Origin of the sequence: Pseudomonas sp., assembly GCF_048265905.1 — a bacterium.
Classification (GTDB): domain Bacteria; phylum Pseudomonadota; class Gammaproteobacteria; order Pseudomonadales; family Pseudomonadaceae; genus Aquipseudomonas.
Map to the genome: position 1 here is coordinate 427,363 of NZ_JBLXAP010000001.1, position 23,229 is coordinate 450,591.

The 23,229-nt window shown below is 55.6% G+C and carries 19 protein-coding genes; 1 reads left to right on the forward strand and 18 read right to left on the reverse strand.

The genetic code is table 11. The features are described from left to right. Window positions 1-31: 31 nt before the first annotated feature. The 3 genes from argJ to ACN0UH_RS02030 all read right to left on the reverse strand — a co-directional run bounded on the left by argJ (window position 32) and on the right by ACN0UH_RS02030 (window position 5,187). A complete protein-coding gene (argJ, locus tag ACN0UH_RS02020) occupies window positions 32-1,249 on the reverse strand; it encodes a bifunctional glutamate N-acetyltransferase/amino-acid acetyltransferase ArgJ (RefSeq protein WP_417660486.1) in 1,218 nt (405 codons plus the stop codon). Between the two features lie 151 nt (window positions 1,250-1,400). Then, entirely contained in the window at window positions 1,401-4,136 is a 2,736-nt protein-coding gene (gene secA / locus ACN0UH_RS02025; protein WP_417660701.1) for a preprotein translocase subunit SecA, read from the reverse strand. A gap of 121 nt (window positions 4,137-4,257) precedes the next feature. After that, a complete protein-coding gene (locus ACN0UH_RS02030; protein ID WP_417660702.1) occupies window positions 4,258-5,187 on the reverse strand; it encodes a M23 family metallopeptidase in 930 nt (309 codons plus the stop codon). Window positions 5,188-5,267: 80 nt separating this feature from the next. On the opposite strand from ACN0UH_RS02030, the gene ACN0UH_RS02035 reads away from it, so the two are divergent. Further along, window positions 5,268-5,723: a DUF721 domain-containing protein gene (locus ACN0UH_RS02035; protein WP_087518049.1), complete on the forward strand. Its 456-nt coding sequence runs from the start codon at window positions 5,268-5,270 to the stop codon at window positions 5,721-5,723. A gap of 129 nt (window positions 5,724-5,852) precedes the next feature. Here ACN0UH_RS02035 and lpxC read toward each other — a convergent pair whose 3' ends face one another. The 15 genes from lpxC to rsmH form a co-directional block, all read right to left on the reverse strand. Further along, window positions 5,853-6,764, reverse strand: a complete 912-nt coding sequence (gene lpxC / locus ACN0UH_RS02040; RefSeq protein WP_089359589.1) for a UDP-3-O-acyl-N-acetylglucosamine deacetylase — start codon at window positions 6,762-6,764, stop codon at window positions 5,853-5,855. 112 nt (window positions 6,765-6,876) lie between these two features. After that, window positions 6,877-8,088, reverse strand: coding sequence for a cell division protein FtsZ (gene ftsZ, locus ACN0UH_RS02045; RefSeq protein ID WP_417660487.1), 1,212 nt, complete (start codon window positions 8,086-8,088; stop codon window positions 6,877-6,879). 66 nt (window positions 8,089-8,154) lie between these two features. Beyond that, the gene (ftsA, locus tag ACN0UH_RS02050; protein WP_087518052.1) at window positions 8,155-9,408 is read right to left on the reverse strand and encodes a cell division protein FtsA; all 1,254 of its coding nucleotides are present in this window, start codon (window positions 9,406-9,408) and stop codon (window positions 8,155-8,157) included. Between the two features lie 20 nt (window positions 9,409-9,428). Then, window positions 9,429-10,286, reverse strand: a complete 858-nt coding sequence (locus ACN0UH_RS02055; RefSeq protein WP_417660488.1) for a cell division protein FtsQ/DivIB — start codon at window positions 10,284-10,286, stop codon at window positions 9,429-9,431. 3 nt (window positions 10,287-10,289) lie between these two features. Next, complete coding sequence (locus tag ACN0UH_RS02060) at window positions 10,290-11,249, reverse strand: D-alanine--D-alanine ligase (protein WP_417660489.1); 960 nt, start codon at window positions 11,247-11,249, stop codon at window positions 10,290-10,292. Next, the gene (gene murC / locus ACN0UH_RS02065) at window positions 11,246-12,655 is read right to left on the reverse strand and encodes a UDP-N-acetylmuramate--L-alanine ligase (protein WP_417660703.1); all 1,410 of its coding nucleotides are present in this window, start codon (window positions 12,653-12,655) and stop codon (window positions 11,246-11,248) included. The genes ACN0UH_RS02060 and murC overlap by 4 nt, the downstream gene beginning before the upstream one ends. A 28-nt stretch (window positions 12,656-12,683) precedes the next feature. Continuing rightward, window positions 12,684-13,754: an undecaprenyldiphospho-muramoylpentapeptide beta-N-acetylglucosaminyltransferase gene (gene murG, locus ACN0UH_RS02070; protein ID WP_417660490.1), complete on the reverse strand. Its 1,071-nt coding sequence runs from the start codon at window positions 13,752-13,754 to the stop codon at window positions 12,684-12,686. Continuing rightward, on the reverse strand, window positions 13,744-14,982 hold the full coding sequence (gene ftsW, locus ACN0UH_RS02075) for a putative lipid II flippase FtsW (protein ID WP_417660491.1): 1,239 nt from the start codon (window positions 14,980-14,982) through the stop codon (window positions 13,744-13,746). Before ftsW ends, murG begins: the two co-directional genes overlap by 11 nt. Beyond that, window positions 14,982-16,328 carry a UDP-N-acetylmuramoyl-L-alanine--D-glutamate ligase gene (murD, locus tag ACN0UH_RS02080; RefSeq protein ID WP_417660492.1) on the reverse strand — a complete coding sequence of 449 codons (1,347 nt, stop codon included), beginning with the start codon at window positions 16,326-16,328 and terminating at the stop codon, window positions 14,982-14,984. Before murD ends, ftsW begins: the two co-directional genes overlap by 1 nt. Window positions 16,329-16,335: 7 nt before the next feature. Next, window positions 16,336-17,418, reverse strand: coding sequence for a phospho-N-acetylmuramoyl-pentapeptide-transferase (gene mraY / locus ACN0UH_RS02085; RefSeq protein WP_417660493.1), 1,083 nt, complete (start codon window positions 17,416-17,418; stop codon window positions 16,336-16,338). Continuing rightward, on the reverse strand, window positions 17,418-18,797 hold the full coding sequence (locus ACN0UH_RS02090) for a UDP-N-acetylmuramoyl-tripeptide--D-alanyl-D-alanine ligase (RefSeq protein WP_417660494.1): 1,380 nt from the start codon (window positions 18,795-18,797) through the stop codon (window positions 17,418-17,420). Before ACN0UH_RS02090 ends, mraY begins: the two co-directional genes overlap by 1 nt. Next, window positions 18,790-20,268: a UDP-N-acetylmuramoyl-L-alanyl-D-glutamate--2,6-diaminopimelate ligase gene (locus tag ACN0UH_RS02095; RefSeq protein ID WP_417660495.1), complete on the reverse strand. Its 1,479-nt coding sequence runs from the start codon at window positions 20,266-20,268 to the stop codon at window positions 18,790-18,792. Before ACN0UH_RS02095 ends, ACN0UH_RS02090 begins: the two co-directional genes overlap by 8 nt. Next, complete coding sequence (locus ACN0UH_RS02100) at window positions 20,268-22,001, reverse strand: peptidoglycan D,D-transpeptidase FtsI family protein (protein ID WP_417660496.1); 1,734 nt, start codon at window positions 21,999-22,001, stop codon at window positions 20,268-20,270. The genes ACN0UH_RS02095 and ACN0UH_RS02100 overlap by 1 nt, the downstream gene beginning before the upstream one ends. Next, the gene (gene ftsL / locus ACN0UH_RS02105) at window positions 21,998-22,291 is read right to left on the reverse strand and encodes a cell division protein FtsL (RefSeq protein WP_417660497.1); all 294 of its coding nucleotides are present in this window, start codon (window positions 22,289-22,291) and stop codon (window positions 21,998-22,000) included. The genes ACN0UH_RS02100 and ftsL overlap by 4 nt, the downstream gene beginning before the upstream one ends. Further along, window positions 22,288-23,229, reverse strand: coding sequence for a 16S rRNA (cytosine(1402)-N(4))-methyltransferase RsmH (gene rsmH, locus ACN0UH_RS02110; protein ID WP_417660498.1), 942 nt, complete (start codon window positions 23,227-23,229; stop codon window positions 22,288-22,290). Before rsmH ends, ftsL begins: the two co-directional genes overlap by 4 nt.

Genomic DNA, 23,229 nt, shown 5'->3' on the forward strand with positions numbered 1-23,229 from the left:
AGAACACCCCTGCGCCAGGTCGAGGCCTAGATCAGGTGCGGTATTCAGCGTTGATCTTTACGTACTCATGCGACAAGTCGGTGGTCCAGATGGTTTCACTGCTCGCGCCACGCCCGAGTTCAATACGAATGGTGATTTCTTCTTCAGCCATCACCGTCGAACCTTGCTCTTCGGTATAAGTCTCTGCCCGACAGCCTTTACTGGCGATACATACATCACCAAGAAATACATCAATCTTGCTGACATCAAGCTGCGCTACACCCGCACGGCCAACTGCGGCAAGAATACGCCCCCAGTTAGGGTCGGATGCGAACAGCGCGGTTTTGATCAGTGGTGAATGTGCAACGGCATACCCCACATCCAGACACTCTTGATGCGTCGCGCCACCATTAACAACAACAGTAACGAACTTGGTCGCACCTTCACCATCACGGACGATGGCTTGAGCAACCTCCATGCACACCTCAAACACGGCCTGTTTCAAGGCCGCAAAGTAAGCGCCTTTGGCTTGGCTGATCTCATCCAGCTCAGCCTTGCCGGTTGCGACCAGCATGCAGCAATCATTGGTTGAGGTGTCGCCATCAATGGTAATGCGGTTAAACGACTTGTTCGCCGCATCACGCAGCAAATCCTGGAGCACGCCTTGGCTTACCTTGGCATCAGTGGCGATGTAACCGAGCATGGTCGCCATGTTGGGCTTGATCATGCCAGCGCCCTTGCTGATACCAGTGACGGTAACGGTGACGCCTTCATGAACGAACTGGCGACTGGCGCCTTTAGGCAAGGTGTCGGTAGTCATGATGCCCGTTGCGGCATCCGCCCAGTTGTTCTCTGATAGGTTATCAAGCGCCGCTTGCAGGGCACTTTCGATCTTTTCAACAGGTAACGGCTCGCCAATCACACCGGTTGAGAACGGCAAGACTGACTGTTCATCTACACCGGCCAACTCGGCCAGCTTGGCACAGATACGCGCAGCATTTTCCAACCCAGGTTCACCGGTACCCGCATTGGCATTGCCCGTGTTGGTGAGCAAGTAACGCACCGAGCCGAGTACCCGCTTTTTAGCCAAGATCACCGGCGCTGCGCAAAATGAATTGAGAGTAAATACGCCAGCAACGCTTGAGCCTTCAGCGCAGCGCATGACGACAACATCTTTTCGCCCCGGGCGCTTGATGCCAGCACTCGCGATTCCCAGTTCAAAGCCTGCAACCGGGTGTAGGGTAGACAGCGGGCCAAGACCTACAGCCATGAATAAACTCCTTGAGATGTTGAAGCGTCGTGCGGTTAGTTGGATGGTAAAACGCCGCGATCGGCTTAACCGGTCGCGGCGTTTACGGGTCAGTCGAGCTTAACTACTTTCAATCACCTTGGCAGCCAGCGGCGAGCCAAGGTCATGTCAATTAGCCCAACTGCCCGTGGCAATGTTTGTATTTCTTGCCAGAGCCACAAGGACAAGGTTCATTACGTCCGATCTTCTGATCGGCGCGTACTGGTACAGCCGTCCCAGCCGCCTCATCGTTTTGCGGCTCAACTTCTGGCTGATCTAGAGCAGAAGCGTCGGCATGCTGAAACTGCATGCGTGCGGCCATGGTCTCAGCTTCGCGGCGCAAACGTTCTTCTTCCTCGACCGGATCTTCACGACGAACCTGAACATGCGAAAGCACACGGATGGTGTCGCGTTTGATCGAATCAAGCAGTTCTTGGAACAAGGTGAATGACTCACGCTTGTACTCTTGCTTCGGGTTCTTCTGGGCGTAACCGCGCAAGTGAATACCGTGACGCAGGTGATCCATTGTCGACAGATGATCTTTCCATAGGTCATCAAGAACACGCAGCAGGATTTGCTTCTCGAAGGTGCGCAGAGCTTCCGCGCTGGCTTGCTCTTCCTTCTCGTTATAAGCGCTGATCAGCTCCTGAAGAATGCGCTCACGCAGGGTTTCTTCATAGAGTTTGTGATCATCATCCAACCACTGCTGAATCGGCAGGTTAATACCGAAACCAGTATAAATCGCAGATTCCAGACCGATTACATCCCACTGCTCTGGCAGGGACTGCGGTGGAATATGCTCATTGATGGTGCTTTCTAGAACTTCCTGGCGGAACTCTTCGATGGTTGCGCCAATTTCTTCCGAGGCTAGCAGCGTGTTACGCATGTGATAAATCACTTTACGCTGTTCGTTTGCCACGTCATCAAATTCGAGCAATTGCTTACGCATGTCGAAGTTACGACCTTCAACCTTACGTTGCGCCTTCTCAATAGCGTTGCTCACCATGCGGTGCTCAATCGCTTCGCCCGGCTGCATGCCCAGCGCTTTCATGAAGTTCTTCACCCGATCAGAGGCGAAGATACGCATCAGGCTGTCTTCAAGCGACAGATAGAAACGACTGGAGCCTGGGTCACCCTGACGACCGGAACGTCCACGCAACTGGTTGTCGATACGTCGCGACTCGTGACGTTCCGAGGCAATCACATGCAGACCGCCCGACTCAATCACCGCCTGATGACGCTTCTGCCAGTCAGCCTTAACCTGAGCAACTTGTTCGTCAGTTGGGTTTTCAAGCGCAGCGACTTCAACTTCCCAGTTACCGCCCAGGAGAATGTCAGTACCACGACCAGCCATGTTGGTGGCGATGGTCAGCGCGCCTGGACGGCCAGCCTGAGCAATGATTTCTGCTTCTTTTTCGTGGAACTTCGCGTTGAGAACCTTGTGTTCGATCCCTTGCTTGTTGAGCAAGGCCGACATGTACTCGGAAGTTTCAATCGAGGCAGTACCCACCAGAATTGGGCGACCTTGCGCCTGACACTCTTGGATGTCCGCAACAATCGCAGCGTACTTTTCTTCCTGAGTCAGGTAGACCAGGTCATTGAAGTCTTTACGCGCCAGCGCACGGTTGGTTGGGATAACCATGACCTCAAGCCCGTAAATCTGGTGAAACTCAAACGCTTCAGTGTCAGCTGTACCAGTCATGCCGGAGAGCTTGCTGTATAAGCGGAAATAGTTCTGGAAGGTGGTCGACGCAAGCGTCTGGCTTTCAGCCTGAATGTTCAGGCCTTCTTTGGCTTCAATCGCTTGGTGCAAGCCTTCGGATAGACGACGCCCCGGCATGGTACGGCCGGTGTGCTCGTCGATCAGCAAGACCTGATCGTTCTGCACGATGTATTCGACGTTGCGATGGAACAATTTGTGCGCACGCAGGCCAGCATAGACGTGAGTCAGAAGGCCAAGATTGTGTGCGGAGTACAGGCTTTCACCCTCAGCGAGCAAACCGGCCTGAGTCAACATATCCTCAATGAACTGGTGACCCTGTTCATTGAGTTCAACCTGACGTGTTTTTTCATCAACAGTGTAGTGACCTTCTTTAGTCACCACGCCTTCTTCTTCCTCGACGTGCAGCTCAAGTCGCGGGATCAGGTTGTTGATCTCAACGTACATTTTTGAGCTGTCTTCAGCCTGACCCGAGATGATCAGCGGGGTACGGGCTTCGTCAATCAGGATCGAGTCGACTTCGTCGATTACCGCGAAATTAAGTTCACGCTGGAACTTGTCTTCAAGGCTAAACGCCATGTTGTCGCGCAGGTAATCGAAACCGAACTCGTTGTTGGTACCGTAGGTAATGTCAGCAGCGTAGGCGGCGCGCTTTTCTTCAGGCGGCATGAATGGGGTAACAATGCCGACCGACATACCAAGGAATTCGTACAGTGGACGCATCCAGTTGGCGTCACGACGGGCCAAGTAGTCGTTGACCGTAACCACATGCACACCTTTACCGGCCAACGCATTGAGGTACACAGCCAGAGTTGCTACGAGGGTTTTACCCTCACCGGTGCGCATTTCGGCAATTTTGCCTTCATGCAAGGTCATACCGCCGATCAGCTGTACATCAAAGTGGCGCATGCCCATTACACGCTTACCGGCCTCACGGGCCACAGCGAAGGCTTCGGCCAACAGCTGATCAAGCGTTTCACCCTTGGCTAAACGGGCTTTGAACTCATCGGTTTTGGCACGCAGTTGCTCATCCGTGAGTGCAAGCATCTGCTCCTCAAAGCCATTAACGGACTGAACCGCCTTGAGCATGCGCTTAACCTCACGCTCATTCTTGCTTCCAAAGAGTTTTTTCAACAAAGGCGCAAACATATCGACAGGTTCTTCCCACACGTATGGATGGAGGGCGGCCCAAGAGTCGCCCATGCAGCCCTAATGGCTGCGTGCGAAGGGGGCATTCTACCCGGAAACGAAGATGATGAAAGCGGCGTTATCAGTTGCCGCTTACACGAGCTATGTAGCTGGAAGGGTTTACCACTCGACCAAGCTTGGTTACTTCGAAGTGCACATGATACCCCGTAGAGCGCCCGGTGCTACCAACCAGAGCAATTGTTTGCCCTCGTTTGACCAGATCACCGACTTGCACCACGTTGCGTTTATTGTGCGCATAAAGGGTTGTATAACCATCCGCATGGCTAACCTCAACCACATTACCATAACCGTTTTTACGCCCGGAAAAGGTTACAACGCCCGCCGCTACAGAAATCACAGGACTGCCTGCCTTAGCGGCGAAATCAACCCCTTTATGCACAGTGGCACGCCCGGTCAACGGGTGTATACGGCGTCCAAAGGGTGAGGAGACATACCCTTGCAAGACTGGACGGCCCGCCAAATATTCAGCTTCGGTGAGCCGGCGCTCAGCCAACAACTGCTCAAGCACCTCTAGCTGCTGCTCACGGCTGTCGAGCTGTAAAGCCAGATCATCCAGCGTGCTCATGAATGCGGGTGGTGCATAGGCAGCGCTACCATAAGCATCTTCAGCCCCACCCTGCCCTACGTTCAGCGAGAAGTCGAACTCGCTTGAGTCTATATCTGCCAGCTCGGTCAGGCGCTCACCTAGCGCGTCGAGGCGCGTTAAACGTGCCTGCAGTTCCGCAACATAGACAGCGAATGCGTCAAGTTGACGCTGAGCATCTACGCGCACAGCACCCACTTCGGCACGCTGCTCATCCAGCGCTTGGTTAATTATTTGGCTGTCATCATGCGCAATCGCCTCGGTTTGAGGTGACATCTGCACACCGACAAAGGTGCCGAGGCTGAGCGAAACGCCCACCAATATGAATATTCCTGCTACCAACCACCTTAAATCGAAGCTTAGTGTTCGGGCAGCGCCATGGCGCCGACTGAGTAAAATTATTTGCACGACTTCCCCTTTTAGTGGAGCCCAAGTCAGTAGCAGCATTTCTGCTACCATGGCGATTCCACAAACGTAGGCGTCCAGCCATGACTTTTCGTCCGTTGCCAGCTAAAGCTCCTGCCGCGCTATTGCGCGAGGCGAAGCCTTTGCAAGCCTTGTTTAATCAAGCTCAGCGGCTTGATCAACTGCAGCGCTTGCTTGAAAGCCAGCTTCAACCTGCTGCCAGAGAACACTGTCATGTAGCGACCTGGCGTGAAGGCTGTTTGCTTCTTATTGTCACGGATGGTCACTGGGCCACCCGCCTGCGTTATCAGCAAAAACGCCTGCTCAAACAGTTGCAGACGCTCGAAGCGTTCGCGACATTAACCAAGATCCACTTCAAGGTGCAACCGCCAACAGCTGAAAGGCGTGCGGGACGTCGCACAATTATCCTATCGGACAGTGCAGCCGAGAATATTCAAGCCACAGCCGAAGGTATAAGCGACCCAACATTGCGCGCAGCCCTTGAGCGACTGGCCAAGCACACCAAACCCGCCGACTGACTTCACTGACGAGCCAACAAGCCCAACGAAAATCTAGCTGGAGTTTTGTAGCAACTTCCCTGCATCGAAACATTTAATAAAAAAGGCCACCTGAGGGTGGCCTTAAGCGTAAAGCGGAGAGTGTTCGGTTTAACCCGCAGCCACAGGACGCATGTAGGAAATTGGCGCATTCTTCGGATCATCAAAGGTCACAGTTTCCCAAGCATCCGGCTGCGCAATCAGCTCGCGCAGCAAACGGTTATTCAGGGCGTGTCCAGATTTGAAACCACGGAACTCACCAATCAAGCTGTTACCCAGCAGATACAGATCGCCAATCGCATCTAGAATCTTGTGCTTAACAAACTCGTCCTCATAACGCAGGCCGTCTTCGTTCAACACACGATTTTCGTCTACCACGATTGCGTTATCTACACTGCCACCGAGCGCCAAGTTCTGCGAACGCAGGAACTCGATATCGCGCATAAAACCAAATGTGCGCGCCCGGCTGACTTCCTTAACAAAGGATGTACTGGAGAAATCAACGCTTGCCATTTGCGTACGGTCACGGAAAACAGGGTGATCAAAATCGATCTCGAAACTTACCTTGAATCCTTCGAACGGTACGAAGGTGGCGCGCTTGTCGCCCTCTTCCACAGTCACTTCGCGAATGATTCGGATAAATTTCTTAGCCGCTTCCTGCTCTTGCAGGCCTGCGGATTGAATCAGGAAAACAAAAGGACCCGCACTGCCGTCCATGATCGGGACTTCGGATGCAGAGAGTTCGACGTAGGCGTTATCGATGCCCAGGCCTGCCATGGCCGAAAGCAAGTGCTCTACAGTATCCACCTTGACGTCACCATTAACCAACGTGGTTGACATGGTGGTTTCACCGACATTGCTTGCCCGCGCAGCAATTTCTACGACGGGGTCTAGGTCGGTACGTCGGAACACGATACCGGTGTCCACGGGTGCCGGCTTCAGGGTCAGATAAACCTTTTCCCCGGAATGCAGGCCGACGCCAGTGGCGCGGATAATGTTCTTTAAGGTGCGTTGTCTGATCATGTCTCTGGCCGCTATAGCGCTAGTTGCGAATTGTTTTCAACAATGGCCGGCGATAATAGCAGAACCGGCCTTTGCTGAATACCAATCACCCTAATGCTCCTGATACATTTCATTAATCGGCCTGACGGCGCAAGAACGCAGGAATGTCCAGATAATCCAGATCGTCTTGCGGATTCAGCTTAGCTGCAGTCGCAGCACCGTGGCTCTGACGCTGAACGGTTGGACGCTCATAGTCTTTGTAGTTAACGGTTTGCTCGCCACGTGGTGCAGCAGTCGCAGCTGGAGCCGACTGAGAGGTTGACGGAGCCGAAACCGGCGCAGCGCTAACCTGAACAGTGTTGTCGATAACCTTTACCGGCTTCTCGATTTTCGCACCCAGACCCGTTGCAACAACCGTTACGTGCAGCTCATCGCGCATATCCGGGTCGATCACGGTGCCGACTTTAACGGTGGCGTGCTCGGAAGCGAATTGCTCAATGATGTTACCCACGTCGGAGTATTCACCCAACGAAAGGTCAGGACCAGCAGTGATGTTCACCAGGATGCCACGCGCGCCCTGCAGGTTTACATCTTCCAGCAGTGGGTTGCGGATAGCCGCTTCAGTTGCTTCACGCGCACGGTTCGGACCACTGGCGCAACCAGTGCCCATCATCGCCATGCCCATTTCGCTCATCACGGTTTTAACGTCAGCAAAGTCGACGTTGATCATACCTGGACGCTTGATGATGTCGGAGATACCGCGCACGGCGCCTGCCAATACATCGTCAGCCTTAGCGAAAGCCGACAGCAAGCTGGCGTCTTTGCCGAGGATAGTCAGCAGTTTTTCGTTAGGGATAGTGATCAGCGAATCAACGCTTTGCGACAGAGAACGGATGCCCTCTTCAGCAATTTGCATACGCTTACGACCTTCGAACGGGAACGGACGCGTTACCACGGCAACGGTCAGAATACCCATCTCTTTGGCAACTTCAGCGATCACTGGAGCAGCGCCGGTACCGGTACCGCCGCCCATGCCTGTGGTGATAAAGACCATGTCTGTGCCTTGCAGCACTTCAGCGATACGCTCGCGGTCTTCCATAGCGGCCTGACGGCCAACTTCTGGATTAGCACCAGCACCCAGACCTTTAGTCACGCCAGTACCAAGTTGCAGCACGGTGCGCGCACCAATATTCTTCAACGCTTGAGCGTCGGTGTTGGCGCAAATAAATTCAACGCCTTCAATGTTACTGACGCACATGTGGTTCACGGCATTACCGCCACCGCCACCGACACCAATAACTTTGATAACTGCGCTCTGCGGGATGTTATCTACGAGTTCGAACATTTTCCCTCTCCTTTACACTCTAGTTTTGTAACGCCTACTACACACGCTTAAACAACTTCTGATAAATCAGAAGTTGCCCTGTACCCAACGCTTTAAACGCTCAAGTACGGGTTCTTTTTTGTCTTCGCTGAAGCCACTGCTGCCAACTGAAGACATGGAAATTCCGTCGGCTTGCTTTTGCAGGCCGTACAGCAACAAGCCAACGCCTGTTGAATAAATTGGATTACGCACTACATCACCCAGACCTTTAACGCCTTGAGCTACACCCAGGCGCACCGGCATATGGAAAATTTCCTCTGCCAGCTCAACCGCGCCCTCCATCTTCGAGGTGCCGCCGGTCAGGACAATGCCTGCTGGAATCAAATCTTCATAACCGCTGCGCCGCAGCTCTGCCTGAATCAGGGTGAACAGCTCGTCATAACGCGGCTCAACCACCTCGGCCAGCGTCTGGCGAGACAGATCACGTGGGGCACGATCACCCACGCTAGGCACCTTGATGGTTTCACCAGGGCCGGCCAGCTTGGCCAGTGCGCAGGCATAGCGAATCTTGATTTCTTCGGCGTATTGCGTCGGTGTACGCAGCGCCATGGCGATGTCGTTGGTGACTTGATCACCCGCAATCGGGATCACCGCAGTGTGGCGAATAGCACCTTCGGTGAAAATGCAGATGTCGGTCGTACCGCCGCCGATATCAACCAGGCAAACACCCAACTCTTTCTCGTCGTCAGTCAGCACTGCGTAGGCCGAAGCCAGTTGCTCAAGAATGATGTCGTCAACTTCAAGGCCACAGCGGCGCACGCACTTCTCGATATTCTGCGCGGCATTCACTGCGCAAGTGACCACATGAACCTTGGCCTCCAGACGCACGCCAGACATACCCAGTGGCTCACGAACGCCTTCCTGGTTATCGATTACGTAATCCTGCGGCAAGGTGTGCAGCACACGTTGATCTGCCGGAATGGCGACCGCCTGGGCGGCATCAAGCACACGCTCAAGATCGGCGCGGCTGACTTCGCGATCACGGATCGCAACAATTCCGTGGGAGTTGAGGCTACGGATGTGATTGCCAGCGACGCCGACGAATGCCGAGTGGATACGGCAGCCCGCCATCAGCTGCGCCTCTTCGACAGCACGCTGGATCGACAGCACCGTCGACTCAATATTAACCACCACGCCCTTCTTCAGGCCGCGTGATGGATGCGTACCGATACCGACGATCTCTAATTGGCCGTCCGGGGTAACTTCACCCACCAGTGCCACCACTTTAGAGGTGCCAATGTCGAGGCCGACGATCATCTTGCCACTCTCAACGTTTGCCATGTGTATTGCCTTCTCCTGATTCACTGCACAGCAGCGGTTTCAGCCGCTGTGGGCGCTACCGGCTGACGCCACGCAACGGCCAGGCCGTTGGAGTAACGCAGATCGATACGCGCGATATTCGCGATTTGCTCTTTCAATTCTTTGTCGTAAATGGCAATGAATCGGCGCATTTTTTCAACCAGGTGATCACGCCCTAACAGCAGCGCAACCCCCTGCGATGTCACTAAAAACCAGCTTCCACGCTCACGCAGTTCAAGCCGGGCAACTGAGAAGCCCATAGGCCGCAACATCTGGCTCAGCACTTGGTATTGCTGCATAACCCGTTGCTGCGCACGCTTAGGACCGTACAACTGCGGTAAATGTTCGTATCGGGCCAAACCTTCTGGCGCGAACGCCTGGCCCTGGTTGTTCAACAGCGAGCCATCCCCCCAGCGGGCGATCGGCATTTGCTCTTCAAGACTGACCACAATCTGATCGGGCCATACCCGGCGCACAGTCGCATTGGCGATCCATGGCATCTGTTCCAGCTCATGGCGCATCCCGGTCAAGTCGACACTGAAAAACTTCGACTTGATAAACGGTGCGATTCGTTGCTGCACCGCATCCTGACTGACGTAGCTCAATTCACCCTCAACACTGACCTTGGCAATCGGCCGGTCGGCATAAGGCATCAAGCGCACTGACAGTTCATAAGCCCCAAAGCCCAGAGCCAGCAGCAACAGCGGCCACGTCAGACGCTTAAGGAAGGTCAGATCAGGCTTGCGCAAGCGCGAACCAATCGGCTCCTTAGCCACCAACCGGCTGGCGCCACGCTGCGCAGGCTTACCGCGCACGGGTGCACCGGTCGCTCCTGGCTGATGGCGGGCAAAGGCGTTCATGACTTAACCCCGAGCCTCAATACTGTCGGCCAAAATCGCCAACACCAACTGTTGAAAATCCAAACCGGCAGCCTTCGCTGACATCGGCACCAAGCTGTGATCAGTCATACCCGGCACCGTGTTGACTTCGAGCAGCCAGAAAGCACCGTTGGCATCCTGCATCACATCTGCACGCGCCCACCCCTGCACCCCGACTGCATCACAAGCACGCTTGGTCAGCTCTTTAAGTTCAAGCTCCTTGCTGGCGTCCAGGCCGCAGGGAATGCGGTATTGAGTGTCACTGGCCAAGTACTTGGCGTCGTAGTCGTAAAAGCTGTGCGGCGTGCCCAAACCGATCACCGGCAGCACCTGACCGCGCAACATCGAGATGGTGTATTCAGAACCGTGGATCCACTGCTCGACCAGTACTTGACTGTCGTATTGGCTCGCGTCTTTCCATGCAGCGACCAGCTCTTCAGCACTGTTGACCTTGGCCATGCCGATGCTCGAACCTTCATGAGCAGGCTTGACAATCAGCGGAAAGCCCAGATCGGTTGCCGCTGCCTGACAATCCTCAACGCTTGCCAGCACAGCGTGGCGCGGCGTCGGCAAACCAAGGCTTTGCCACACTTGCTTGGTCCGCAATTTGTCCATGGCCAAAGCCGATGCGAGGATGCCGCTGCCGGTGTAAGGAATACCGGCGCACTCCAGCAAGCCCTGCATGCTGCCGTCCTCACCGCCACGGCCGTGCAGAACAATAAAAGCGCGGTCGATTTTTTCGTTAAGCAAACGCTGCAGCAAGTCATCACCGACATCGATACCAAACGCATCAACGCCCGCCGCTTGCAGCGCCTTTAACACGGCCTTGCCCGACTTCAGTGAAACTTCACGCTCAGCGCTCTTGCCGCCAAACAACACGGCAACACGACCGAAAGCACTGACAGGCAGCTCTGACTTCAAACCGCTAAACACTTGGCCACTCATTTCGACTTACCTACAGCCGCGCTGAACAGCGGGCTCTGCAATAGTTGTGGAGCCAAACCACCGATATCGCCCGCGCCTTGACACAGCAGAATGTCCCCGGCGCGCAGCAGTGGTTTGATCAGCGGAGCGAGGTCAACGCCGCGCTCGATATAAATAGGGTCCAACTGGCCGCGTTGACGGATGCTGTGGCACAGCTGTCGGCTGTCGGCGCCTGGAATCGGCTCCTCACCGGCTGGATACACTTCCATCAACAGCAACACATTGGTTTCGCCCAGCACCTGCACAAAGTCGTCGTACAGATCGCGGGTACGGCTAAAGCGATGTGGCTGATAAACCATGACCAAGCGACGCTCTGGCCAGCCGCCACGTACCGCCTTGATGACTGCCGCCACTTCACGCGGGTGATGACCGTAGTCATCGACCAACATCACTTCACCGCCTTCAACTGGCAGCTCGCCGTACACCTGAAAACGTCGGCCAACGCCCTGGAAACCCGACAAGCCCTGTACGATCGCCTCGTCAGAGATGCCTTCGTCTGTTGCAATGGCGATAGTTGCCAAGGCATTGAGCACGTTGTGGTTGCCGGGCATATTGACCGATACATCAAGCGGCTCACTGTCACGACGCAACACGGTGAAGAAGGTTTGCATGCCTTGCTGGCGAACGTTGATTGCGCGCACATCGGCGCCTTCATCAAAGCCGTAAGTCATGGTTGGACGCGCCACCTGCGGCAGGATTTCGCGCACAACAGGGTCATCCACACACATCACAGCCAGGCCATAGAACGGCAGGTTGTGCAGGAACTCGATGAAGGTCTTCTTCAAGCGATTGAAGTCGCCCTCATAAGTGCTCATGTGGTCCATGTCGATGTTGGTAACAACCGCAACCATCGGCTGTAGGTGCAGGAAGCTGGCATCGCTTTCATCTGCTTCGGCAATCAGATAACGACTGGTGCCAAGCTGTGCGTTCGTACCCGCAGCATTAAGGCGACCACCGATCACAAAGGTTGGATCAAGACCGCCAGCGGCAAATACCGAAGCCAGCAGGCTGGTCGTGGTGGTTTTGCCGTGGGTGCCGGCAACCGCAACGCCATGCCGGTAGCGCATCAACTCGGCAAGCATCTCGGCGCGAGGCACCACTGGAATGCGTCGTTCAAGGGCAACGGCAACTTCCGGGTTCGCAGTATTGATTGCACTCGATACCACCAATACATCAGCGCTTTCGGCGTTTTCTGCGCGGTGACCGATGAAGATCTGCGCACCAAAATTTTTCAGACGCTCAGTCACTGCAGACTCTTTCAGATCAGAGCCTGAAACCTGATAGCCAAGATTCAACAAAACCTCGGCAATGCCGCACATGCCTGCGCCACCGATGCCAACGAAATGGATCCGGCGAATACGGCGCATCTCCGGCTGCGGATAAGCTTTTTGATTCTCAACCACGGGCCACCTCCAGGCAGATATCGACGACAGTGCGGGTTGCGTCAGGTTTCGCCAGTTGACGTGCTTTGGCGGCCATTGCGGTCAGTTGTTCGGAGTGCATCAAAACCTCGGTCAGCTGTGCAGCAAGCGCGGCTGCATCAGTGGAACGTTGTGGCAGGAGGATGGCTGCACCCTCGCTTACCAGATAATCTGCATTGCGTGTCTGGTGATCGTCGATGGCATGGGGCAGCGGAATCAAAAATGCAGCCAGCCCTGCTGCAGCCAACTCACTGATGGTCAACGCGCCAGCACGACAAACCACCAGATCAGCCCAGGCGTAGGCTTGGGCCATGTCTTTTATAAACGGTGCGACCTGCGCTTCGACGCCTGCCTCGCGATAACGTTCGCCAGTAATTTCAGCGTGTTGCTTGCCAGCCTGATGGAACACTTCAGGCTGCAATTCAGCAGGTACAAGCGCGAGAGCTGCTGGCAGTATTTTGTTAAGTGGTTCGGCGCCCAAACTGCCGCCCATCACCAGTAACCGTGGCTTGCGGTTCTGCAAACTGTCGCGCGGGGTTGCAAGAAACAGTTCTTCACGTACAGGGTTACCGGTTGTGCGACGTTTGTCCGACGCCGTAAAGGTGTTCGGGAAGGCTTCGCACACACGGCTGGCAAATGGCACCAAGCTGCGGTTAGCCGTACCGGCCACAGCATTTTGTTCGTGGATGATCAATGGCGCGCCGGCCAACTTGGCAGCCAAGCCGCCGGGACCCGTGACGTAACCCCCCATGCCCAGCACACAAACAGGCTCAAGTTTGCGCATCACTTTGCGCGCCTGAAACAATGCTTTGAGCAATTGAAAGGGTGCTTTCAGCAATGACAACTTACCCTTGCCGCGCAAGCCCGACACATCAATAAGGTGCAACGGCAAACCGGCGGCAGGCACTAATTCGTTCTCAATGCCGCGCGGCGTCCCTAACCAGTGAACGCTGTAACCACGGGCTTTGAATTCAGCCGCACAAGCCAATGCCGGGAACACATGCCCGCCGGTACCGCCAGCCATTATCAGCACATTACCGCGCATGACTGGCCTCCTTGACGACACTCAGCTTGCCCGGCTGTTCTTCGGCGAAGTCAGACTCATCGAATTCGACGTCTTCACTGCCAAACTGATTGCGACACTCCCACTCGATACGCAGCAGCAACGCCAGGCTGATGCAGCAAATAACCAGCGAGCTGCCGCCGTAACTCAGGAAAGGCAAGGTCAGGCCTTTAGTCGGCAACAAACCAATGTTCACGCCAATATTGATCAAGAACTGACCAATCCACAGAAATGCCAAACCATAAGCGGTGTAAGCCGCAAAGAACTGCTTGGCACGCTCAGCCCAAAGACCGATGTACAGGGCACGGACGCAGACATACACAAACAAAGCAACCGTCGCCAGCGCGCCGACCATACCTAGCTCTTCGGCAAGTACCGAGAACACAAAGTCAGTGTGTGCTTCTGGCAGATAAAACTGCTTCTGAATGCTGTTGCCCAGGCCAACGCCAAACCATTCGCCACGACCAAAGGCAATCAAAGCCTGGCTGAGCTGGTAACCCGCACCGAACTGATCGGCCCATGGGTCGGCGAAGTTAGTCATACGCGCCCAGCGGTACGGGTCTTGTACCAGCGCCGTGACAGCACCAACGGCCAACAACACCATGAGTCCAAAACGGAACAGGCCAACACCGCCAAGAAACAGCATTGCCGCCGCCGCGCCGAACATCACAACGGTGGCGCCAAAGTCTGGCTCTGCCAGTAACAGGGCCGCCATCGGCAATAGCACGACAAAAGGCTTGAAGAAACCAGCCCAGCTTTCGCGAACCTCTTCCTGACGACGCACCAGATAACCTGCGAGGTAAATCACCGCAAACACCTTGGCGACCTCAGAAGGCTGAACGTTGAATGCACCAAAGCCAATCCAGCGCATCGAGCCATTCACTTCACGCCCCACACCCGGAATCAACACCAGCACCAACAGGCCAATGGCGGCAATCAGCAAAATCCAACCACAACGCTGCCAGGTCGCCAGCGGAATCATGACCACAACCACTGCCGCACCTAAACCTATCAACAGGTATATAAGGTGGCGAATCATGTAGTACAGCGGATTGCCTGTGTTCACCGCAGCGACTTCGGTTGAAGCCGATGAAATCATCACCAACCCCAGCCCCAGCAGCGCCAAGCAACCGGCAAGCAGGCCAAAGTCCATGTCAAAGCCGCGACGGCTGAACAGTGGCGAAGGATAAGGACGCAGTAAGGACAACATTAGTTAAGTCCCTCCACTGCTTGCGCGAACAAACGCCCGCGCTCTTCAAAGTTCTTGAACATGTCGAAGCTTGCGCATGCTGGCGAGAGCAATACTGCATCGCCCGGTTCGGCCAGTTCAGCGCAACGCAAAACGGCTTCTTCCAGGGTTTTGACCTGAATCAATGGTGCGGCATCACCCAGCGCCTGCGCCAAGCGCTCAGCGTCACGCCCCAGCAACACCACCGCTCGACAGAAGCTGGCGACAGGTTGGCGCAGCGCCGAGAAATCAGCACCTTTGCCGTCTCCGCCCGCAATCAACAGCAACTTGCCTTGGATATCGGCGCCCAAACCTTCTATGGCGGCGATGGCAGCGCCAACGTTAGTCGCCTTGGAGTCATCGTAATAACTAACCGCTTTGCGTTCGCCAACCCATTGGCAACGATGCGCAAGCCCGGCGAATGCTTTGAGCGTATCCAGCATCACCGGCATCGGCAGGCCAACAGCATGACCCAAGGCCAGTGCCGCCAATGCGTTTGACTGGTTGTGCGCACCACGAATTTTCAACTCGCGCACGGGCATCAAGCGGTCGAACTTGAAGCCAAGGTATTTCTCGCCGTTTTCTTCGATCAGACCAAAGCGCTGAAAATCTGGCTTACCCAGACCGTAGCTCCAGCACGGCACTTGATCGGCAATCAGCGGACGCGACAAAGCGTCGTCACGGTTGACCACCACTTGCCTGGCGCCACGGAAGATGCGGTGCTTGGCCAAGTGATAAGCCGGCAAACCGCTGTAGCGATCCATGTGGTCTTCGCTGATGTTCAGGCAAGTCGCGACTTCAGCATTCAGCTGATCAGTGGTCTCCAGCTGGAAGCTCGACAATTCCATGACGTACAACTCAACGTCATCGCCAAGCAGATCAAGAGCTGGCGTGCCCAGGTTACCGCCAACCGCAACCTTCTTACCGGCCGCCGCAGCCATTTCACCCACCAAGGTAGTGACTGTGCTTTTCGCGTTGGAGCCGGTGATCGCAATGATCGGCGCCTTAGCGTTACGTGCGAACAACTCGATATCACCGGAGATTTTCACTCCACGGCTTGCCGCTTCCTGCAGCGCCGGAGTTGAAACCGCAATACCCGGGCTAACCAGTAACTCGCTGGCACGGCAGAGGAATTCGACGTCCAGATCACCACAACGCACTTCCACCTGCGGATACTGTTCACGCAAGGCGCTCAGCTCCGGCGGGTTCGCACGCGTATCAACCACAGCAAAGCGCACGTCTTGGCGCGCCAGGAAGCGCACCAGAGACATGCCGCTCTTGCCGAGGCCGACAATAATGCGGAAGTGATCAGAAGCAATCAGACTCATCTCGTCCTCAGCGCAGTTTAAGAGTGGCAAGGCCGATCAACACCAGAATCACGGTGATGATCCAGAAACGAACGATGACGCGTGGTTCAGGCCAGCCCTTGAGTTCAAAGTGGTGATGAATCGGCGCCATGCGGAAAACCCGCTTGCCGGTTAACTTGAAAGATGCAACCTGGATGATCACCGACAGGGTTTCCATCACGAACACCCCGCCCATGATGAACAGCACCACTTCCTGACGCACAATCACGGCAATGGTGCCCAATGCAGCACCCAGCGCCAGCGCGCCCACGTCACCCATGAAAACTTGCGCCGGGTAAGTGTTAAACCAGAGAAAGCCCAGCCCGGCACCGACCAACGCGGCACAGAACACGATCAACTCGCCAGCACCCGGCACATAGGGAATAAATAGGTAATCAGCGAATTTGATGTTGCCCGACAGGTAGCAAAAAATACCCAGCGCGCCGCCGACCATCACCGTTGGCAAAATGGCCAGGCCATCGAGGCCATCAGTCAGGTTGACCGCGTTGCTCGAGCCGACGATAACCAGATACGTCAGGATCACGAAGCCAGCGCCCAAAGGAATGCTGACATCTTTAAGCAGTGGCAGGATCAGCGTGGTTTCCACTGGCGTTTGTGCAGTGACGAACAGAAAAACCGCTGCGCCCAGACCAAACACCGATTGCCAGAAATACTTCCAGCGGCTCGGTAAGCCACGGGAATTTTTCTCGATCACTTTACGGTAGTCATCGACCCAACCAATGGCACCGAACAGCAAGGTCACCGCCAGCACTACCCAGACATAACGGTTGCTAAGGTCTGCCCAAAGCAAGGTGCTGACAGCAATCGCCGAAAGAATGAGTGCGCCGCCCATGGTTGGCGTGCCTTTTTTCGACAGATGCGACTGCGGGCCATCATTGCGCACCGACTGGCCAATCTGACGGATTTGCAGGGTGCGGATCATCCAGGGCCCCAGGCACAGGGACAAGGCCAGTGCGGTGAGCACGCCAAGAATTCCGCGCAGTGTCAGGTATTGAAACACTGCGAAGCCCTTGTGGAACTGTTGCAGGTACTCAGCCAGCAGCAGCAGCATTAGTGTTTCTCCCCAGACGTGCCACAAAGCGCCGCCACGATGTTTTCCATCGCGGCGCTGCGTGAACCTTTAATTAGAATTGTGGTGTCGCTGCTCTCGGCCTTTAAGGCTTCGATCAGACTGGCTTGATCGGCAAAATGCCGGCCATTGCTTGCAAATTCTTCTACGGCGTATGCCATCAGCGGGCCAACGGCGAATAGCGCATCAACCTTGCCCTTTGCGTAATTACCCACATCGCGATGGCTTTGCTCGGCCCAGTCGCCCAACTCGCCCATGTCACCCAGGACCAGCACTTTGTGCCCGGAGAATCCGGCGAGGATGTCAATCGCCGCACAAATTGATGCGGGATTGGCGTTGTAGCTGTCATCAATCACGCGCATGCCAGTTTCAGTCAGTTGCGCTACGGCGCGACCTTTGACCGGAAGCAGTGCTTCAAGGCCAGTTTTGATATCAACCAGCGGAACGGACAATGCACTTGCAGCAGCTGCCGCAGCCAAGGCATTGCCGACGTTATGCTCACCGAGCAAGTTGAGCTGGATACGAGCCTGCCCTTGCTCACTGTGCAAGTGGAAATTTGGGCAGCCGCGGCAGTCGCGCGCGATTTCGCTGGCGAAGAAGTCCGCATTACTGTTGCTCAGCGAGAAGCTCAACAACGCCTTGTCTTTAACCTTTTCAGCCCAGATCGCGAAGGCTTTATCGTCAAGGTTGAGCACTGCCACGCCGCCAGTATCAAGGCCTTGCAGGATCTCGCCTTTGGCTTCAACAATCTTTTCAGGGCCGCCAAACTCACCCACATGCGCGGTGCCAGCGTTGGTAATGATCGCAACATGGGGTTTAGCCAAGGCCACGGTATAAGCGATTTCACCTACCCCGGATGCGCCCAGCTCGACTACCGCAGCCTTATGTTCAGGCCCCAGTTCCAGCAGCGTCAGTGGCGCACCCAACTCGTTATTCAGGTTGCCGCGAGTGGCCAATACTGCGTCGCCATGTTCAACAAAGGCTTCGCGCAGAATGCTGGCGAGCATTTCTTTAACTGTGGTTTTACCGCTGGACCCAGTCACCGCAACCAATGGCCCGCCGAATGCCTGACGATTTAGTGCACCTAGCTGGCCCAAGGCACGGCGCGTATCGGCGACGAGCAACTGTGGCAGCGGTGAGTCTGGCACTTCACGCTCAACCAACGCGGCGACTGCGCCTTTGGCACTAACTTCAGCCAGATAATTGTGGCCATCAAAGTTCGGGCCGGTCAGTGCTACGAACAACTGTCCGGGCTTGATCGAGCGGCTGTCAGTTCCGACAGCGGCAAAGGCGCAGTCCTGACCAATCAAACGTGCATTCAGTGCATCGGTGATTTCGCTCAGTCGCAATGCCTTAAGCATGGGCCACCTCCCAAGCAGTCAAGGCCTTGGCCGCTTCCTGCAAGTCGGAAAATGGCTGACGCACACCGTTGATTTCCTGGTAGTCCTCGTGGCCCTTACCTGCCAGCAGCACAACATCGTCAGCACTTGCTGCGCTGATCACTTGGGCGATGGCAATACCACGACCGGCAATAAATTGTGCGCTGTCGGCATTAACCAAACCGTCACGAATATCGGCGAAGATTTGCTCAGGCTTCTCGCTACGCGGATTGTCATCAGTGACGATGACCTGATCAGCCAGGCGCTCAACTACGGCTGCCATTAACGGTCGCTTGCCGCGATCACGGTCGCCGCCACAGCCAAACACACAGAGCAGCTTGCCCTGGACGTGTGGGCGCAGGGCTTCTAGCACTTTCTCCAGGGCGTCCGGCGTGTGCGCGTAGTCAACTACAACCAGCGGTTGCTTGAACCCAGCGACATTTACTCCACCGAGGCGCTGCATGCGACCAATTGGCCCCTGCAAGTTTGGCAACACTTTAAGAATTTCATCCAGTGCGTAGTCCAGCCCAAGCAAGGCCCCCACCACTGCTAGCAAATTGCTCAGGTTGAAACGACCCAACAGTGAGCTGCGCAGGCTGCCTTCGCCACGCGGAGTAACCAATGTAGCGCGCACGCCGTGGTCATCAAACTGCACATCACGACAATGCAGATAGGCATCTGCGTTATCCAGGCTGTAGCTGATCAGCCGCGACTCATGCTTTTGCAGCGCCAACTGCTGACCGAACGCATCATCCAGATTGATTACCCGGCAACGCAGGCTCGACCAGTTGAACAGCTTGGCCTTGGCAGCGGCATAAGCTTCCATGGTGCCGTGATAATCAAGATGGTCACGGGACAGGTTTGTAAACACTGCGATGTTGAAATCAAGCGCTGCAACCCGGCCTTGATCCAGGCCGTGCGAGGACACCTCCATCGCCAGCGCACGGGCGCCAGACTTTTTCAGGTCAGCCAGCACCGCTTGCACGCCAATAGGATCAGGCGTTGTATGCAGGCCTTGGGCCAGAGCGTTATAAAAACCATTGCCAAGCGTGCCAACAATCCCGCAACGCTCGCCGAGCATATCCAGCGCCTGCGCCAGTAACTGGCTGACACTGGTTTTACCGTTAGTGCCGGTAATGCCAACCATGTGCAGACCGCGACTTGGCTCGCCATAAAAGCGCCCGGCGATCGCCGATAGCTGGCCAGCCAAATCCTTGATTGCAACCAGCTCAGCATTATCGACGCTCATGTCGAAGGCTCCGCCAGCTTCATAGGCCACGGCGGCTGCACCACGTTCAAGCGCATCGGCGATGTGCTCGCGACCATCCTGATTCAAACCCGGCACAGCCAGAAACAGATCGCCCGGACGCACCTTGCGGCTGTCCAGCGTCAACTCGCGGATCAAAACACTGCTGCTCGCTTTAGGTAACAGCTGATTAAGAGGCATTGGCATCAGCCGCGCCCTCCTTTATTCGATGTTGCATCAACTGTTTTCACATCTTCTTCAGATGGCAGATTGTCTGGTGTCACGTTCATCAACCGCAGGCCACCAGCCATGACCCGGCTGTATACGGGCGCCGAAACCAGACCGCCGTAATAGCCAGCTTTGGTCGGCTCATCAATCACTACGGCCAAGGCAATACGCGGGTTATGCGAAGGAGCAAAACCGGCAAATAACGAACGATAAGAATGTGGGGTATAGCCTTTGGTCCCAGCGGTAGTTTTACGCGCCGTGCCGCTCTTGCCCGCCACATGATAGCCAGGCACCTTGGCGCGATAGACTCCGCCCGGTGCCTCGATTACCTGCTGCAACATGCCTTGCACAGTTTTGGCGATGTCTTCGGGAATCACCTGAACGCTGTCCGGGGTTTTATCGACGCGAATCATCGACAAAGGCACTGAGCGACCGTTGTTGGCGAGCACTGAATAGGCATGCGCCAGCTGCACAGCGGTTACCGAAAGGCCGTAGCCATAAGCCAGAGTTGCGGTCTCGGCCTGCCTCCACTTGCGATGGTTCGGCAGATTGCCAACCCGCTCACCCGGGAAGCTCAAACCAGTATCTTGCCCGAAGCCAACTTGCTGCATAACGCTGTAGATCGACTCTGCGCCGATATCGAATGCGATTTTGCTGATCCCGACGTTGCTCGACTTAATCAGGATACCGGTCAGATCAAGCACACCACTGTTGCGCGAGACATCGCGAATTGTGTACTTGCCAATACGCAGCCAGCCTGGCGCTACGTCTACCGTATCGGTCGGTTTCCAGCGACCTGATTCCAACGCTGCGCTGATCGAGAACGGTTTAACCGTCGAGCCCGGCTCGAATACATCAGTCATGGCCCGGTTGCGCATGGCCGCCGGATGAATGGTGCGACGGTTATTCGGGTTGTAGGTAGGCTGGTTGACCATAGCCAGGATTTCCCCGGTCTTCACATCAACCATCACCAGGCTGCCCGCCTTGGCGCCGAACTCAACCAATGCATTGCGCAACTCACGGTGCGCCAGATATTGCAGGCGCAGATCAATAGACAGCGCCAATGCCTTACCGGCCTTGGCGTTCTGGGTAACCTGCACATCCTTGATCAAGCGGCCGCGCCTATCCTTCAGCACCTGACGCTTGCCTGGCACGCCCGCCAACCACTCATCGAACGCCAGCTCCATACCTTCGCGCCCGCGATCGTCTACATCGGTAAAACCAACCACGTGAGCAGCCACTTCACCTGCGGGATAGAAACGACGGAACTCTTCGATCGAATAAACGCCGGGCACGTTCAAGTCGAGAATTTTCTGGCCTTGCTCCGGTGTCAGGCCACGTACCAAATACATAAACTCACGGTTGGCGTGAGCTTGCAGGCGTTTGGCGAAATCATCCGGATTTTGACCCAGGGCTTCAGCCAGCGTCGGCCACATACCTTTCGCGGCCTGCAACTCTTTACCGTTGGCCCAAAGGGTAGTTACCGGCGTACTTACCGCCAACGGCTCACCGTTACGATCAGTCATCAAGCCGCGATGTGCGGGAATCGGAATATGGCGAACGCTACGCGCATCACCATGAGCCTGAAGGAAATCGTGATCAAAAATCTGCAGATCAACGATGCGCCAAACGATTGCACCGACCATCGCCGCCAAAAGCAGCAATACAAGGCGGAATCGCCACGGATAGAGCGCGCCTTCGAGCTTGATCATGGCTTCACCATGCGCACTTCGGCGGCGTCAGGTATGCGCATGTTCAGCTGTTCGCTGGCCAAGGTTTCGATACGGTTGTGCGCAGTCCAGGTGCTTTGCTCAAGAATCAAGCGCCCCCACTCGGCCTGAGCCTTATCGCGCACGCTTAGCTCGGAATACAGCTCGTTGAGCAATTGGCGATTCCAATGCGCGCAATAGGACACAGCCAGCGATGAGCCGAGCACTGCAACAAACAGTCCCAGCATCAACAGGCTGCCACGCGGAAAGGATTTCACCATGCGCAGGTTCATCGCAGCTTCTCCGCGATACGCATGACCGCGCTACGCGAGCGCGGGTTGGCTTTGAGCTCGGCTTCAGATGCGAAAACCGGCTTACCGATCAGTTTCAGTCGCGGCTCAAAGGCCTTTGGAATAATCGGCAAATCACGGGGGAGTTTGTCCTGCTCGCCCTTGGCGTGCTTACGCATGAACTGCTTGACGATACGGTCTTCCAGCGAGTGGAAGCTGATCACCACCAAACGCCCACCGACTTCCAGGGTTTCCAGCGCAGCATCAAGCCCAAGGTGCAAATCACCCAATTCGTTGTTGATGTAAATGCGCAAGCCCTGGAAAGCACGGGTGGCCGGATTCTTACCTTTTTCCCACGCAGGATTGGCAACGGTTAGCACCTGCGCCAGATCAGCGGTACGCTCAAATGGCTGTTCCGCACGACGCATGACCACGGCGCGCGCCATGCGCTTGGAGAAACGCTCTTCGCCGTACTCTTTAAAAACCCGGGCAATTTCTTCTTCGCTGGCCGAGGCAATCCACTGCGCCGCGCTGACGCCACGCGACGGATCCATGCGCATATCCAGCGGGCCGTCATTGAGAAAGCTAAAGCCGCGCGTGGCGTCATCCAATTGAGGCGAGGAAACACCCAGATCCAGAAGAATGCCGCTGACCTTACCCGACAGATCGCGGACAGCCGCTTCCTCAAAAAGTTCCGCAAAACTTCTCTGCACAACGACAAAGCGGCCGTCTTCGGCCGCTAGCGCATTCCCCGTGGCGATTGCCAGGGGATCTTTATCGAATCCTAGCAATTGGCCATCAGGGCCAAGCGAGTCGAGAATTAGCCGGCTATGCCCACCCCTCCCAAACGTGCCATCTATGTAGCGACCATCTGCTCGCACAGCCAGCCCTTCGACAGCCTCGTCGAGTAGCACGGTTATATGGCGAAAATCGCTATTCAT

Coding starts and splice junctions, on each gene's coding strand:
- argJ (WP_417660486.1), bottom strand. CDS start 1,249: ATGGCTGTAGGTCTTGGCCCGCTGTCTACCCTACACCCGGTTGCAGGC.
- secA (WP_417660701.1), bottom strand. CDS start 4,136: ATGTTTGCGCCTTTGTTGAAAAAACTCTTTGGAAGCAAGAATGAGCGT.
- ACN0UH_RS02035 (WP_087518049.1), top strand. CDS start 5,268: ATGACTTTTCGTCCGTTGCCAGCTAAAGCTCCTGCCGCGCTATTGCGC.
- lpxC (WP_089359589.1), bottom strand. CDS start 6,764: ATGATCAGACAACGCACCTTAAAGAACATTATCCGCGCCACTGGCGTC.
- ftsZ (WP_417660487.1), bottom strand. CDS start 8,088: ATGTTCGAACTCGTAGATAACATCCCGCAGAGCGCAGTTATCAAAGTT.
- ftsA (WP_087518052.1), bottom strand. CDS start 9,408: ATGGCAAACGTTGAGAGTGGCAAGATGATCGTCGGCCTCGACATTGGC.
- ACN0UH_RS02055 (WP_417660488.1), bottom strand. CDS start 10,286: ATGAACGCCTTTGCCCGCCATCAGCCAGGAGCGACCGGTGCACCCGTG.
- ACN0UH_RS02060 (WP_417660489.1), bottom strand. CDS start 11,249: ATGAGTGGCCAAGTGTTTAGCGGTTTGAAGTCAGAGCTGCCTGTCAGT.
- murC (WP_417660703.1), bottom strand. CDS start 12,655: ATGCGCCGTATTCGCCGGATCCATTTCGTTGGCATCGGTGGCGCAGGC.
- murG (WP_417660490.1), bottom strand. CDS start 13,754: ATGCGCGGTAATGTGCTGATAATGGCTGGCGGTACCGGCGGGCATGTG.
- ftsW (WP_417660491.1), bottom strand. CDS start 14,982: ATGTTGTCCTTACTGCGTCCTTATCCTTCGCCACTGTTCAGCCGTCGC.
- murD (WP_417660492.1), bottom strand. CDS start 16,328: ATGAGTCTGATTGCTTCTGATCACTTCCGCATTATTGTCGGCCTCGGC.
- mraY (WP_417660493.1), bottom strand. CDS start 17,418: ATGCTGCTGCTGCTGGCTGAGTACCTGCAACAGTTCCACAAGGGCTTC.
- ACN0UH_RS02090 (WP_417660494.1), bottom strand. CDS start 18,797: ATGCTTAAGGCATTGCGACTGAGCGAAATCACCGATGCACTGAATGCA.
- ACN0UH_RS02095 (WP_417660495.1), bottom strand. CDS start 20,268: ATGCCAATGCCTCTTAATCAGCTGTTACCTAAAGCGAGCAGCAGTGTT.
- ACN0UH_RS02100 (WP_417660496.1), bottom strand. CDS start 22,001: ATGATCAAGCTCGAAGGCGCGCTCTATCCGTGGCGATTCCGCCTTGTA.
- ftsL (WP_417660497.1), bottom strand. CDS start 22,291: ATGAACCTGCGCATGGTGAAATCCTTTCCGCGTGGCAGCCTGTTGATG.
- rsmH (WP_417660498.1), bottom strand. CDS start 23,229: ATGAATAGCGATTTTCGCCATATAACCGTGCTACTCGACGAGGCTGTC.